13 protein-coding genes are annotated in these 14,489 nt (G+C 69.4%); 8 read left to right on the forward strand and 5 right to left on the reverse strand.

The genetic code is table 11. From position 1 onward, the window contains the following. Positions 1-89 precede the first annotated feature (89 nt). Positions 90-1,394, reverse strand: a complete 1,305-nt coding sequence (gene ahcY, locus ACWPN5_RS24335) for an adenosylhomocysteinase (protein ID WP_145689238.1) — start codon at positions 1,392-1,394, stop codon at positions 90-92. 319 nt (positions 1,395-1,713) lie between these two features. On the opposite strand from ahcY, the gene ACWPN5_RS24340 reads away from it, so the two are divergent. From ACWPN5_RS24340 to ACWPN5_RS24375, 8 genes are all read left to right on the forward strand, one after another. Beyond that, on the forward strand, positions 1,714-2,385 hold the full coding sequence (locus ACWPN5_RS24340) for a phosphatase PAP2 family protein (protein ID WP_492297848.1): 672 nt from the start codon (positions 1,714-1,716) through the stop codon (positions 2,383-2,385). A gap of 53 nt (positions 2,386-2,438) precedes the next feature. Further along, positions 2,439-3,086, forward strand: a complete 648-nt coding sequence (locus ACWPN5_RS24345; protein ID WP_247888898.1) for a hypothetical protein — start codon at positions 2,439-2,441, stop codon at positions 3,084-3,086. Between the two features lie 21 nt (positions 3,087-3,107). Next, the gene (locus tag ACWPN5_RS24350; RefSeq protein WP_145689240.1) at positions 3,108-3,479 is read left to right on the forward strand and encodes a hypothetical protein; all 372 of its coding nucleotides are present in this window, start codon (positions 3,108-3,110) and stop codon (positions 3,477-3,479) included. A 139-nt stretch (positions 3,480-3,618) separates the two neighbouring features. Then, complete coding sequence (locus ACWPN5_RS24355; RefSeq protein WP_492297850.1) at positions 3,619-5,145, forward strand: glycosyl transferase family protein; 1,527 nt, start codon at positions 3,619-3,621, stop codon at positions 5,143-5,145. A gap of 370 nt (positions 5,146-5,515) precedes the next feature. Next, positions 5,516-7,819 carry a TonB-dependent receptor gene (locus ACWPN5_RS24360; RefSeq protein ID WP_492297852.1) on the forward strand — a complete coding sequence of 768 codons (2,304 nt, stop codon included), beginning with the start codon at positions 5,516-5,518 and terminating at the stop codon, positions 7,817-7,819. Between the two features lie 176 nt (positions 7,820-7,995). Next, positions 7,996-8,682, forward strand: a complete 687-nt coding sequence (locus ACWPN5_RS24365) for a Fe2+-dependent dioxygenase (RefSeq protein WP_492297854.1) — start codon at positions 7,996-7,998, stop codon at positions 8,680-8,682. After that, positions 8,682-9,353 carry a tetratricopeptide repeat protein gene (locus tag ACWPN5_RS24370; protein ID WP_492297856.1) on the forward strand — a complete coding sequence of 224 codons (672 nt, stop codon included), beginning with the start codon at positions 8,682-8,684 and terminating at the stop codon, positions 9,351-9,353. Before ACWPN5_RS24365 ends, ACWPN5_RS24370 begins: the two co-directional genes overlap by 1 nt. Positions 9,354-9,556: 203 nt before the next feature. Next, on the forward strand, positions 9,557-10,645 hold the full coding sequence (locus tag ACWPN5_RS24375) for an alpha-hydroxy acid oxidase (RefSeq protein WP_492297858.1): 1,089 nt from the start codon (positions 9,557-9,559) through the stop codon (positions 10,643-10,645). 6 nt (positions 10,646-10,651) lie between these two features. Here ACWPN5_RS24375 and ACWPN5_RS24380 read toward each other — a convergent pair whose 3' ends face one another. Genes ACWPN5_RS24380 through ACWPN5_RS24395 form a run of 4 tightly spaced genes read right to left on the reverse strand, consistent with a single transcriptional unit; the run spans position 10,652 to position 14,296 of the window. After that, a complete protein-coding gene (locus tag ACWPN5_RS24380) occupies positions 10,652-11,410 on the reverse strand; it encodes an iron ABC transporter ATP-binding protein (protein WP_145689246.1) in 759 nt (252 codons plus the stop codon). Next, the gene (locus ACWPN5_RS24385) at positions 11,407-12,390 is read right to left on the reverse strand and encodes an iron chelate uptake ABC transporter family permease subunit (RefSeq protein WP_145689247.1); all 984 of its coding nucleotides are present in this window, start codon (positions 12,388-12,390) and stop codon (positions 11,407-11,409) included. Before ACWPN5_RS24385 ends, ACWPN5_RS24380 begins: the two co-directional genes overlap by 4 nt. Further along, the gene (locus ACWPN5_RS24390; protein ID WP_492297860.1) at positions 12,380-13,363 is read right to left on the reverse strand and encodes an ABC transporter permease; all 984 of its coding nucleotides are present in this window, start codon (positions 13,361-13,363) and stop codon (positions 12,380-12,382) included. The genes ACWPN5_RS24385 and ACWPN5_RS24390 overlap by 11 nt, the downstream gene beginning before the upstream one ends. Positions 13,364-13,366: 3 nt before the next feature. Then, complete coding sequence (locus ACWPN5_RS24395; protein WP_492297862.1) at positions 13,367-14,296, reverse strand: siderophore ABC transporter substrate-binding protein; 930 nt, start codon at positions 14,294-14,296, stop codon at positions 13,367-13,369. Positions 14,297-14,489 lie beyond the last annotated feature (193 nt).

Here is a 14,489-nt window from a genome sequence, read left to right on the forward strand (position 1 = left end):
CCATCGTCTGGCCGGGGCGCCGCATCCGCCCCATGAAAAAGGGCCGCCCACTGGGGCGGCCCTTTCCGTTCCGATCCGTCCGGAACCGCTTAGTAGCGGTAGTGGTCCGGCTTGAACGGGCCTTCGACCTTCACGCCGATGTACTCGGCCTGCTTGGCGGACAGCGTGGTCAGCTTGGCGCCGATCTTGTCCAGATGCAGGCGGGCGACCTTCTCGTCCAGGTGCTTCGGCAGGACGTAGACCTTGTTCTCGTAGCTGGCGGCGTTGGTCCACAGCTCGATCTGGGCCAGCACCTGGTTGGTGAAGCTGGCGCTCATCACGAAGCTCGGGTGGCCGGTGGCGCAGCCCAGGTTCACCAGACGGCCCTGGGCCAGGACGATCAGGCGCTTGCCGTCGGGGAAGACGACCTCGTCAACCTGCGGCTTGACCTCTTCCCACTTGTAGTTGCGGAGAGCCTCGATCTGGATCTCGCTGTCGAAGTGGCCGATGTTGCAGACGATGGCGCGGTCCTTCATCTGGCGCATGTGGTCCAGCGTGATGACGTCCACGTTGCCGGTCGCGGTGACGAAGATGTCGCCCTGCGGGGCGGCCTCGTCCATCGTGACGACCTGATAGCCTTCCATGGCGGCCTGGAGCGCGGTGATCGGGTCGATCTCCGTCACCAGGACGCGCGCACCCTGCGAGCGCAGCGAGGCGGCCGAGCCCTTGCCCACGTCGCCGTAGCCGGCGACCACGGCGACCTTGCCGGCCACCATCACGTCGGTGGCGCGCTTGATGCCGTCGACCAGCGACTCGCGGCAGCCGTAGAGGTTGTCGAACTTCGACTTGGTGACGCTGTCGTTCACGTTGATGGCCGGAACCTTCAGCGTGCCCTTCTTCATCATCTCATAGAGACGGTGGACGCCGGTGGTGGTCTCCTCCGACAGGCCGCGGACCTCGGCCAGCATCTGCGGATACTTGTCGTGCATGATCTGGGTGACGTCGCCGCCGTCGTCCAGGATCATGTTCGGGGTCCAGCCGTCCGGACCACGAAGGGTCTGCTCGATGCACCACCAGAACTCCTCCTCCGTCTCGCCCTTCCAGGCGAAGACCGGGATGCCGGCGGCGGCGATGGCGGCGGCGGCCTGGTCCTGGGTCGAGAAGATGTTGCAGGAGGACCAGCGGACGGTCGCGCCGAGAGCGGTCAGCGTCTCGATCAGCACGGCGGTCTGGATGGTCATGTGCAGGCAGCCGACGATGCGGGCGCCGGCCAGCGGCTTCGTCTCGCCGAACTCCGCGCGCAGCGCCATCAGGCCGGGCATCTCGGTCTCGGCGATGGTGATTTCCTTGCGGCCCCACTCGGCGAGGCTGATGTCCTTGACCTTGAAGTCGGTGAAGTTGGCGGGCGCGGCCATCGGGGAGTCTCCTGGGGGGCTGTTTGCGGGACAGCAATGAAAAGGGGCGGGCGCACCGGCCCGCTGTGGCGTTGGTGTAGCAGCGCATTCGGAACCCCGCAAGCATAAAGATATCTTTATGTTTGCGGGCCAATCGTTCGCGGGCGACCGCTTGGCCGCAGCCGTTCCGGCCCGGCGGACCTTTTCCGTGCGGGCCGGCGTTCCCATAACCGGTCTGTGACGGACGGGGGGCAGGGGACGGGCGATGGCGCTGGCAGGATTGAGGGCACCCGGCTTCTGGACGAGGCTCGGCCGGCACGAATTGCGGCTTCTCGTTGGCATGGCGGTCAGCGCCGGGCTGATCCTGGCCTTCGCGCTGCTGGCCGGCGAGGTGATCGAGGGCGAGACGGCGGCCTTCGACCGTGCGGTGCTGATGGCGCTGCGGGTGGCCGGCGATCCGGCGATGCCGCTGGGGCCGCCCTGGCTTCACAACGCGGCGCGCGACGTCACCGCGCTGGGCAGCATCACCGTGCTGTCGCTGATCACCGCGGTGACGGCGGGGTTCCTGCTGCTTCAGGGGAAGCGCGGGGCGTCGCTGCTGGTGCTGCTGTCGGTCGGCGGCGGCATGGCGATCAGCAGCCTGCTGAAGAACCAGATCGGGCGGGAGCGCCCGGACATCGTCCCCCATGGCGACATCGTCTTCACCGCCAGCTTCCCCAGCGGTCATTCCCTGCTGTCGGCGGTCGTGTTCCTGACGCTGGGCGCCATGCTGGCCCGCTTCGTCGAGGGGCGGCGGCAGAAGGCCTATGTGCTCGTCGTGGCGATGGCGGTGACGCTGCTGGTCGGGTGCAGCCGGGTCTATCTGGGCGTTCATTGGCCGACCGACGTTCTGGCGGGCTGGTGCGTCGGGGCGGGCTGGGCCACGCTGTGCTGGCTCGTCGCCCTGTGGCTGCAAAGACGCGGTGCCGTCGAACCGGAGGGTGAAACCGGAACGGTGCCGGATCGCACTTGACCCCACCGGTCCTCAGCCGATATTTCGGGTGATCCCGCCGATCAACCCACAGCATGTCGATGCGCGAAGGCACTTTGGACCGTGAAACCCTGCAGGCTGTCGGCGTGCTGAAGCGCGCCGTGGACGAGGCGCGGGTGCCGGGGGTGCTGGAGTTCCGGCTGCTGTCCAGCGCGTTGGACCGCACGCTGGAAACGGAAGACCTGCATGAACTGAACGAGGCCAAGCGCGTTTACGAAACGCTGGACGGCGAATGCCGGACGCTGGTCGTGGAGCGCGCCACCAGCCTCGCCCATGCCGAGGCCGCCGAACGGCGGGCGCCGCATGAGGAGGTGGAGGCCGAGAAGGAGCGTGAGGCCGTCCCCGCGTTCCGGCCCCTTCCCGTCGCCGCGGCGATTCCGCAACCGTCGCCGCCGCCAGCAATAGGAACGCCGGCAACGGGAACGCCGGCAGCGCCTCCGCCGGGGTTGCGCGGTGGCCGGACCATGCGTCCGGCCACCGGCTTCCTGGCGGCGCTGAACGGTGTGCGCTCCGCCGCGCGGAGCCAGCCGCCGGGGCACGCGGCGGGCCAGCCGCCGCCGGACGGCGCGCCGGACAGCCGCGCCACCGCGAAGTCGCGGCTGATGGCCGCGGTGGAAGAGCGGCGCGAGAGCGACCAGGGCGTGCGGTTCCGTTCCGGCGGTCCGGTGTCGGACAGCGATTGATTGACAGAGGATGTTCACAGCATGACAGCGTTCAGGGTCGGGGATCAGGTGACGATCCACAACAGCCAGACCGGCCCGGAGAGGATCGCCACCGTCGATGCCTTCACCGAGGGCAACCGCTGCATGGTGCTGTCCGACGGCACCAAATGGCGGGCGGACGGCCAGCGCCAGTGGCGCGTCGGCAGCGGCTACTACAAGGGACCGGTGGTCGAGCGGACGCGGCCCGGCGACGTCGACATCGTGACCCGGCGCCGCGCCATCGGCGTGATCCGCAAGTTCGCCCAGGACCTGAACATGGAAAGCCCGTTCGACGCTGCGGCGCTGACCCGCATCGTCGAGCGGATCCAGGCGGAGCAGGCCGCCGCCCCCAAGCCTGTGGAGTCCGAGGACTAAAGGACCGCAAGCCTCCGGCCCCGTCCGTCGCGGGGCGCGGGGAGCGGGCCAGCCGTGTTGCGTTGTCATGCAAATGCGTATCATTATCATGGTATGCAGCCGTGAACCGGCCAGGCAACCGCATTCGGGCTGAAATCACATGACGGTCAAAAGGAAGGACGCCGCGACGCGTCCGGAGCCGGAGACGTCCGGTCCGCGCCAGACGGCTCCCGGCAACCCGGAGAACCGGCTGTCGCGTGGGCGTCTGATCGTCGCGCTGGACGCGCTGCTGTCGAAACGGAACGTCACGCTGGCCGCTCGCGACCTCGGTCTGCAGACCTCGGCGCTCAGCCGGCTTCTGGCGCAGATGCGCGAGGAGTTCGGCGATCCCCTGTTCATCCGCTCGGGCCGCGGTCTGGTGCCGACGCCCTTCGCCGAAGCGCTGCGCCCGCGCGTCCAGGCGCTGGCCCGCGGGATCGACGCCCTGTTCGAGCCGCTGGTGGAACGCCCCGTGGTCGATGAGACCTTCGACCCCCGCTGGAATGTGCCGACCGGCATCGACGCGCCGCCGCTCCAGGTGCGGCCCGCCGGCCTGCTGGAGGGACAGCCGTCCCCGGCCCAGATCGACGCCAAGCTGGACGGGATCGCGCCGGACGCCCCCGCGCAGGACCGTCTGGCCCGCCACATCGGCGTGCTGGGCGTCGCCGGCGGCGGCCACGGGCGCCCGCTGACCGCCGAGGAGGCGGAGGAGGCGATGACCATCATCCTGGCGGGCGAGGCCGATCCGGTGCAGGTCGGCGCGCTTCTCGGCATGATGCGGATGCGAGGCTCGACCGCGCCGGAACTGGCCGGGATGGTGCGGGCGATGCGGGCGCACGTCGCCGCCGGGCTTGGCCGGACGATCCAGGCGGACATCGATTGGCCCTGCTTCACCTCGCCCAATTACCACAACCCGCCCTGGTTCTTCCACGCGGCGCGGCTGGTCGCGCAGGCCGGGCCTCGGGTGCTGCTGCACGGCGGCACGGGCTGCAGCGCGGCCTCCGGCCGGTACGAGTTCATCGCGCCCACCGTCGGCATCCCGGTCTGCACCAATGCGCGGGAGATCGCGGCGGCGCTGGCGGCGCAGCGGATCGCCTACGCGCCGCTGGCCGCCCTGTCCCCGCAGATCTACCGGCTGATCGGGCTGCACCGGCTGACCCAGACCCGCTCCGCCGTGTTCGAGGCCGTGCATCTGCTGAAGCCGGCCAAGGCCAAGACCTCCCTGCTGGGCGCGGCGAAGCCGACCTACCGGGAACTGCACCGCGACACCGCCCGCATCCTCGGCTGGAAGCACATGGCCGTGCTGGGCAGCGTGCGCGACGTCGCCCAGTTCACGCCCTTCCGCCCCTCCTCCATCCACCGTCTGATCAACGGCGAGGCGGAGGACCTCATCCTGCCCGCCTGCATGGAGGAGCCGCCGCCGACACCGCGCCCGCGCGGCACCAGCCTGGAATACTGGCAGGGGGTGTGGACCGGTGCCGTGCGCGACGCGCGGGCCGAGCGGATCATCATCGGCACCGCGGCCTTCGCCCTGTTCGCCCTTCCCGGCGCCACCGGACCGGCCTTCGCCGACGCCCTGCGGCTGGCCGAAGGGCTGTGGAAGGCCCGCCTCGGCCGGACCGCCGTGACGGCGCGGAATCCGAGCTGACGTACGAAAGACGTTTGGCCGGCGGCGGGTCCGCATATTGAGAATAATTCTTATTATCGCAGTTGCTTCTTTGCAACAGTCCGGCAGGGCCCATGCCCGCCGCTGTCTTTGAAAGCGTCTGAACAGACACTTTAAGTCACTGATAAAATTTAACAAATTATGTCACCGCCGGGGTCCGTGCGGTCCCCGTGGCGGAGCGTCACAGGGCTCCGCCGAACAGCATATCCCTGAATGCACTGGGGTCGAATGACGGTGATTTTGCAATTTAGAATTATTCTGAATGATCGGCGTTGATGGGGGCGCCGCCCCGCTTGGTAGATAGCCGCCGCTGATCGGCGCATCCGCCACGACGATTTTCCGGGAGAGCCTCATGTTGCAATCGAATGTCCCCGACCGCCTCCGACCCATCATCGCCGGCGCCGCCGCGACGGCGGGGCTGGCGATGTCCTTCTCCACCCTGGCGACGGTCGCCGAGGCGCAGACGGCCGGTGCGGGTGCCGGTTCGGGGACCGCGCCTGCGCCGGGCGCCGCCGCCGGTGACGCCACCGTCCTCGACCCGGTGCGGGTCGGCGCCGACCGCCCGGCCGACACCGGCAACGTGAACGCCAAGCCCACCGGCATCTCCCGCCTGCCCGACACGGTCAAGGACACGCCCCGCGTCGTCAACGTCGTTCCGGAAGAGATCATCGAGCAGCAGCGCGCGACGACGCTGGAGCAGGTCCTGCGCAACGTCCCCGGCATCACCATCTCGACCGGCGAGGGCAACGGCGGCCAGAACGGCGACCAGTTCCGCATCCGCGGCCTGACCGCCCGCGGCGACATCTACACCGATGGCCTGAAGGACTTCGGCGTTTACACCCACGACGTCTTCAACACCGAGACGGTGCAGGTCTTCAAGGGGCCGTCGGGCAACGGCTTCGGCGTCGGCAACTCCGGCGGCGTCATCAACCAGGGCACCAAGAAGGCCGGGCTGGACAAGCGCTACAAGGTCGAGCAGTCGGTCGGCTCCGGCCCCACCTACCGCACCACGGTGGATGTGAACCAGCCGATCAACGAGACGACGGCACTGCGCGTCAACGGCCTGTACCATGACCAGGACGTCGCCGACCGCGACAAGGTCGAGGCCAAGCGCAAGGGCATCGCCGCCGATCTCGGCGTCGGGCTGGGCACCCCGACGACTTGGCACCTGAACTACTCCTACCTCGACGGCGACAAGATCCCGGACATGGGCGTGCCGATGATCCGCGGCCGCGACGGCACGTTCCGTCCGGCGCCCGAGTTCGGGCTCGACCGGTCCACGTCCTACGTCCGCAACCAGGACCGCGACGACACCGACAACCACGTCGTCACCTCGACCCTGGCCCATGAGGTCAGCAAGAATCTGTCCTTCTACAACGACAGCCGCTACAGCCATTACGAGCGCGATTTCGTCTCCACGGCCCCGGCGGCTCTGACCGCGGCCAGCAGCACGCTCTTCCTGAACGGTGGCAACCCGGTGATCGCCTACGGCGCCGGCGGCGGCCTGGCCTTCAAGCAGAAGGGCTGGGGCGTCCAGAACGTCGCGGGCGCCAAGGCGGAGGGCAATTTCCTCGGCCTCTACCACAAGGTCAACGGCGGCCTGGACCTCAGCTACCAGAAGGACGAGCGGCGCGGCGGCACCTGGGTCAACCGCACCAACACCCAGACCATCCGCAACCCCAGCCACAGCTACCCGGCCAACGCCTTCCTCACCTACCCGGCGACCGGCGTGCGTGAATCGAGCGTCGCCAACACCGGCCTGTTCGTCACCGACCGGGTGTGGCTGTTCGACCAGCTGTCGGTGCAGGGCGGCCTGCGCTGGGATTACTTCCGCAGCACCTTCCGCGCCTCCGACCCGACGGTGGCGGGCGGCAGCGCCAGCACCCGGACGCTCAGCCCGTCGGCCAGCCTGATCTACGAGCCGACCAAGGACGCGTCGCTCTATGTCTCCTACGCGCGCTCCAACAAGCCGATCGGCGTGGACATCGCCGCGCAGCTCACCAACGGCACGGCGGAGACTCCGCGCAACGGGCGTGACTTCGATCCGGAGAAGACCGACCTCTACGAGATCGGCGGCAAGGCCGACTTCTTCGGCGGGCGGCTGGGTCTGAACGGCGCCCTGTTCCAGATCGAGAAGAGCAACACCTATTCGGTCGATCCGGCCACCGGCACGGTCACCGACGGCTTCTCCGAGGCCGGTCTCGGCACCCGCATCCGCGGCTTCGAGGCCGGGGTGAGCGGCAAGCTGGTCGAAGGCTGGAGCGTCTACGCCAGCTACGCCTACCTCGACGGCGAGATCAGGGAGTCGCGCACCAACGCGGCGGTCGTCGGCAACGAGGCCCCGAACGTGCCGAAGCACAACGCCAGCCTGTGGTCGACCTACGAGTTCGCCCCCGGCGTCGTGCCCGGCAAGGTCATGGTCGGCGGCGGCATCCAGTACGCCTCGGAATACTGGGCCGACAGCGCCAACACGGGCCGCGTGCCGGAGACGGTCTCGCTGGACAGCGTGGTGTCCTACGAGATCAACAACCTGTCCCTGGCGCTCAACGCCTACAACCTGACCGACCACCGCAACTACGCCTCGGCCTTCAACGCCTCGCGCGCGGTGCCGGCCTCGGGGCGCACCTTCATGCTGACCGCCGGCGTCACCTTCTGATCCGGGGCAAGCAGATTTTCCGAGCCCACATGGGCGGGCTCGGAAAATCTGCAAACCATAGAATCCGCGGGGGTCTCCAGGCCCGGCCTGGAGACCCCCGCGTAGGCCGGACCGTGTCCCGGACCATCCTCCGGGGGCCGGTCCGGCCTTCTTCTTCTGCAAAAGGATTCCTCTCCGTGCTTCTGCAAATCCCCGACGTTCTGACCGCCGACGAGGTCGCCCACTGCCGCGCCGTGCTGGAGGCGTCGCCCTGGGTCGACGGCCGCGTCACCGCGGGCTCCCAGGCGGTGCTGGTCAAGAACAACCTGCAGATTCCGGAGGAGAGCGACACCGCCCGCGAGCTGGGCGTGGTCATCCTGAAGGCGCTGGGCCGCAACCCGGCCTTCAATTCCGCGGCCCTGCCGCTGCGCGTCCTGCCGCCCATGTTCAACCGCTACGACCTGGACATGACCTACGGCAACCATGTGGACAACGCCATCCGGGCCATTCCGGGCACCGGCGGCATGCGGTTGCGGGCCGACGTCTCCACCACGATCTTCCTCAGCGATCCCGGCGAGTATGACGGCGGCGATCTGGTGGTCGAGGACACCTACGGCACCAAGGGCGTGAAGCTGCCGGCGGGGCACGCGGTGGTCTATCCGTCCAGCAGCCTGCACCGGGTGACCCCGGTCACGCGCGGCTCGCGCTGGGCCTCCTTCTTTTTCACGCAATCGCTGGTCAAGGACGACGGGCTGCGGGCGATGCTCTACGACCTCGACGTCGCGATCATCGACCTGCGCCGGGAGTTGGGCGATCAGCACCCGTCGGTGCTGGCCTTGGTCAACCACTATCACAACCTGCTGCGGCGCTGGGCGGAGGTGTGATGAGCGGTGTTGCGGCGGTCCTTCCCGCGGAGGGGCCGGACATCATCGACGTGCAACTCGCCCTGGGGCAGCAGTGCCTCGACCGGGGTGGGGTCGAGCGGGCGCGGGCGGTGGAGTGGTTCCGCATTGCCGCCCGCAGCGGCGACGCCCGCGCCGTCAACATGCTGGGCCGCTGCCACGAGCACGGTTGGGGCGTGCCCGCCGATCCCGTCCAGGCCGCCGCTTACTACCGCCGGGCCGCCGAGCTGGGCGATGCGTGGGCGCTGTTCAATCTGGCCGACCTGCATTGCCGAGGGCTTGGCGTTCCGGCGGACGACGCCGAGGCCTACCGCCTCTACGCCGCCGCGGCCCGCCGGGGGAATGCGAAGGCGCTGAACATGCTGGGCCTGTTCCACGAGGTCGGGCGCGCGGTGGCCGAAGACGGGGCGGGCGCCCGCCAACTCTTCCAGGCCGCCGCTGAGGGGGGGGACTGCTGGGGCCGCTTCAACCACGCCCGCCTGCTGCTCCAGGACGGGCGGGCGGAGGCGGCGCTGGCGTGGTTCGCGCGGGCGCTGGACACCGGTTTCCCCGACTTTTACCGCGGCATGGCCGCCGCCCTGGCCGACCAGCCCGACCCGCGCCTGCGCGCCCTGGCGCGACGGGCGAGGGATTTGGCGGAGGGCTGTTCTTAATAACCCTCTCCCCTCCGCTCACGCGCAAACTTCGTTTGCGCTGACGCGACAGGCGGACCTTCGGTCCGCCGAGAGCGGGGAGAGGGTGGCCCGGAGGGCCGGTGAGGGGGTTGCGCTTGTGCCGGACGTCCCGCCACGCGCAACCCCCTCACCCTAACCCTCTCCCCGGAGGGGAGAGGGGACAATCCATGAGGACATCCGCGATGAGCGTTCCCGCCGACACCGTCTCGCTCTACGACTACGAGCGCCATTTCACCGCCCGCGTCGATGCGGCGACGCGCGCCTACATCGCGGGAACCGGGGCGGACGGCATCACCCGGCAGGCCAACCGTGACGCCTATGACCGGATGCGCCTGATGCCGCGGGCGCTGCGCGACCTGTCGCAGGCCAGCGCCGCCACTATGCTGTTCGGGCAGGCCATGCCCTATCCCATCCTGATCGCGCCGATGGCCTTCCACCGGCTTGTCCATCGCGACGGGGAGCGGGCGACCGCGCAGGCGGCGGGCCTCACCGGCACCTGGATGACCGTCAGCACCCAGGCCAGCGTGACGCTGGAGGAGGTTGCGGCGGCGGCCGGTGGGCCGTTGTGGTTCCAGCTCTACACCCAGCCCCGGCCGGAGGACACGCTGGCCCTGGTGCGGCGGGCGGAGGCCGCGGGCTACCGCGCGCTGGTGCTGACGGTGGACGCGCCGGTCAGCGGCCTGCGCAACATCGAACAGCGCGCCGGCTTCCGCCTGCCGGACGGCATCGCCCCGGTCAATCTGGCCGGTCTGGCGCCGGACAGCTTCACCCCGTCGCGCCCCGGCAGCCCGGTCTTCCAGGGCATGCTGCACGCCGCGGCCACCTGGGACACGGTGCGCTGGCTGTGCGCCGAGACGCGCCTGCCGGTGCTGCTGAAGGGAATCATGAACCCCGACGACGTTGACCCCGCCGTCGAGGCCGGAGCGGCGGGAATCATCGTGTCGAACCATGGCGGGCGGACGCTGGACACGCTGCCCGCGGTGGCGGAGGTGCTGCCGCTGGTCGCCGCCCGCGCCGCGGGCCGCCTGCCGATCCTGGCGGACGGCGGCATCCGGCGCGGCACCGACATCCTGAAGGCGCTGGCGCTGGGCGCCGACGCGGTGCTGGTGGGCCAGCCGGTGCTGCACGCCCTGGCGGTCGGCGGCATGGCGGGGGTGGCCCACATGCTGACCATCCTGCAGACCGAGCTGGAGGTCGCCATGGCGCTGAGCGGGCGGGCGCGGCTGGCCGACATCGACCGTTCGGTGATCTTCGACCCGCCGCGCGTCTAAAAGGCTCTATTGATAATACAGCGCGATGCGCTGGCCGGCGTTCTCCATCACCTGCGCCTCGACGCCGTAGACGTCGTGGATGACCTCGGGCGTGATGATGACCTCCGGCGGCCCCTGGTGCACCACCCGGCCGTCGCGCATCGCGACGATGCGGTCGGAGTAGCAGGAGGCGAAGTTGATGTCGTGCAGCACCAGCACGATGGTCTTGCCGAACTCGTCGGCGGTGCGGCGGAACAGCTTCATCATCGCCACGGCGTGCTTGACGTCGAGGTTGTTCAGCGGCTCGTCGAGCAGGATGTATTCGGTGTCCTGGCACAGCACCATGGCGATGAAGGCGCGCTGGCGCTGGCCGCCCGACAGCTCGTCCAGGAAGCGGCCGGCCAGCGGCTCCAGGTCCAGATAGCGCAACGCGTTGCGGATGTGCCCGCGGTCCTCGTCGGTCAGGCGGCCCTTGCTGTGCGGGTAGCGGCCGAAGGCGACGAGGTCCTCCACCGTCAGGCGGGACATGATCTGGTTGTCCTGGCGCAGGATGGACAGGCGGCGGGCCAGCACCTCGCCCGGCGTGGTGGTCACGTCCAGCCCGTCGATTTCCACCGTGCCCGAGGACATCGGCAGCAGGCGGCTGATGATCGACAGCAGCGTCGACTTGCCAGCCCCGTTCGCCCCGATCAGCGAGATCACCCCGCCCGCCGGCAGGGACAGGGACACACCGTCCACGACGACGGTGCCGTTGTAGCGCTTCGTGACGGTCTTGACGTCGATCATCGGGCCGACCCCCGCACCAGGATGAACAGGAAGGCGAGACCGCCCACGAACTCGATGACGATGCTGAGCGCGGCGTTGTAGCCGAACACCCGTTCCAGCACGAGCTGGCCGGCGACCAGCGTCAGCACGGCGAGCAGCACCGCCGCCGGCAGGATCAGCGCGTGCCGGTGCGAGCGGACCACCAGATAGGCGAGGTTGGCGACCAGCAGCCCGAAGAAGGTGACCGGCCCGACCAGCGCGGTGGACACCGACACCAGGATGGACACCATCACCAGAACCCCCATCACCGCGCGCCGATGCTCCACGCCGAGGTTGATCGCCGCGTCGCGCCCCAGCGCCAGCACGTCGAAGGTGCGCATCCACCGCCAGCCGGCCAGCGACACCGCCAGAACGACCAGCGCCGACACGGCCAGCAGCTGCACGTCCACGCGGTTGAAGTTGGCGAACAGCCGGTCCTGCACGGTCAGGAATTCGTTGGGATCGATGACGCGCTGGAGGAAGCCGGTGACGCTGCGGAACAGCACGCCGAAGACGATGCCGACGAGGAGCAGCAGATGCAGGCTGCGCCGGTTGTCGCCGCGGCCCGCCCCGTTGAACAGCCACCAGTAGAGCAGGCCGGAGAAGACGACCATCGACGCCACCTCCACCCCGAAGCGCAGCCGCGGGTCGAGCGACGCCACCAGCCCGCTGCCGAACTGGAAGACCAGCACCGTCTGGATCAGCCGGAAGAGATGGTCGAAGCCCATCACCGAGGGGGTGAGGATGCGGTTGTTGGTGATCGTCTGGAACAGGACGGTTGATACGGCGACGGCGTAGCCGACCAGCACCATCGCGGCGACCTTGGTGCCGCGGAAGGCCAGGATGAAGTCCCACTTGCCCCGCGCGCCCAGCGTCATGAACAGCGCGATCGACAGCAGGGTCAGCGCCGACAAGCCGCCCAGCACGACCGTCGGCGAGAGGATGCGGCGGTCAGCCGGCATGGCCGTTCCTCCGCAGCAGGAGATAGAGGAACAGGGCGCTGCCGATCACCCCCATCATCGTCCCGATCGGGATCTCGTAGGGGTGGATCACCAGCCGCCCGGCGATGTCGCAGGCCAGCACCAGCCCGGCCCCCATCAGCGCGACCCAGGGCAGGGACCCGCGCATGTTGTCGCCGCGGACGAGGCTGACGACGTTGGGAACGATCAGCCCGAGGAAGGGGATCATGCCGCAGGTCGCGATCACCGCCGCGGTGGTCATCGACACGATGACCAGCCCCAGCGCCATCACCTTGCGATGGTCGATGCCCAGGTTGGTGGCGACGTCCCGCCCCATCCCGGCGACGGTGAAGCGGTCCGCCGCCAGATAGGCGACGCCGGTCAGGGCGGCGCTCAGCCACAGCAGCTCGTAGCGGCCGAGCAGGATGGCGGAGAAATCCCCCGTCTCCCACGCGCGCACCGACTGGATCAGGTCCTGGCGGTAGGCGATGAACTCGGTCATCGCCGTGATGACCCCGCCCAGCATGATGCCGACCAGCGGCACGACCAGCGGCGAGCGCAGCGGCACCTGCCGCAGGATCGCCAGGAACAGCCCCGTCCCGGCCAGCGCGCACAGGCTGGCGACGGCCATGCGCCCGAGCACCGGCATCCCCGGCGCCAGCAGCGAGACCATCATCATGCCGAAGATGGCCGATTCCGCGGTGCCGGCGGTGGAAGGCTCCACGAAGCGGTTGCGCACCAGCATCTGGAGGAGCAGGCCCGACACCGCCATGGCGGCGCCGGCCAGGATCAGCGCCAGCGTCCGGGGCAGGCGGCTGACCAGCAGCACCTGCGTCGCTTGGTCCGTGGCCCCGCCGCCGAACAGCGTCGCAAGGCTGACGTCGCTGACGCCGACGAACAGGCTCCAGGCCGCCAGCAGGCCGATGCCTATGGCGGCCAGCGGCAGCGTGGCGATGGGGAGCGGGAGGGGCTTCACGGCTCAGGACTTCCGGGACAGCGCCGCCAGGAGGTGGTCCACGTCCTGCTGGAGCGCCTGCAGCCCGCCGCCGACGAGGTACCAGTTGCCGCCGTTCAGATAGACGACCTGATTCTTCTGCCAGGCGGTGGTGCGGCGGACGATGTCGTTGTCGAGGAACTGCCGGCCCGGGGTGCCGTCCTGCCCGATGGCCGCGTCGCGGTCGATCACGAACAGCCAGTCCGGGTTGGTCTCCAGGATGAATTCGAAGGAGATGGCCTGCCCGTGGTTGGCGACCTTCAGGTCGGGGGCGGCCGGCTGGACGCCGAACTCCGAGTGCAGGATGCCGAAGCGCGACCCCGGCCCGTAGGCGCTCATCTTGCCGCCGGTGGTCAGCACCAGCAGACCCTTGCCGGCGTTGCCCGCCACCGTCTTCAACTCGGCGATGGAGGCGCGCAGCCGGTCCAGCCTCCGCTTGACCTCGGCGGTCTTGCCGAAGATGCGGCCCAGCGTCTCGGCGTTGGCGATGGCGCTGTTCAGGAAGTCGGTCTGGTCGGTCGTCATGTCGAGCGTCGGCGCGATGCGCGACAGCTCGGCGTATTTCGGGGCGGAGCGACCCCCGGCGATGATCAGGCCAGGCTCGGCGGCGTTCACGGCCTCGTAGTCGGGCTCGAACAGCGTGCCGATCTTCGCGTAGGACGGCCCGTCATACTTGGCGAGATGCTTCGGCTTCAGCCCGGTGGGCACCCCGGCGATCGCCACGCCCAGCGCGTCCAGCGTGTCCAGCGAGGTCATGTCGAAGACCAGGACGGGGTCGAGCTTGGCGGGAAGCCGGGTCTCGCCCTGCGCGTGCCGCACCGTCATGTCCTGGGCGTAACCCGGGACGGGCGCCAAGGCGGCCAGGCCGACCATGGCGGCGGTCATGGCGAGGGCGTGGCGTCGGGTCAGCTTCATCCTTGACTCTCCTTCAACTTTGCCGGGACGGCCTATGCCGGATGGGCGGGCGCACTGTGGTCCCGAACGCGGCGGATCGTCAATGCGAATTGCTCGCATTCGCAGTATGCTTGACGGGCGTGGCTGAGGATTCCCGCTTTCCCTCTCCCGCCCCGGGAGAGGGAGGGACCCGCCGCGAAGCGGTGGGAGGGTG

The organism is Azospirillum sp. UENF 211521 (assembly GCF_058780535.1).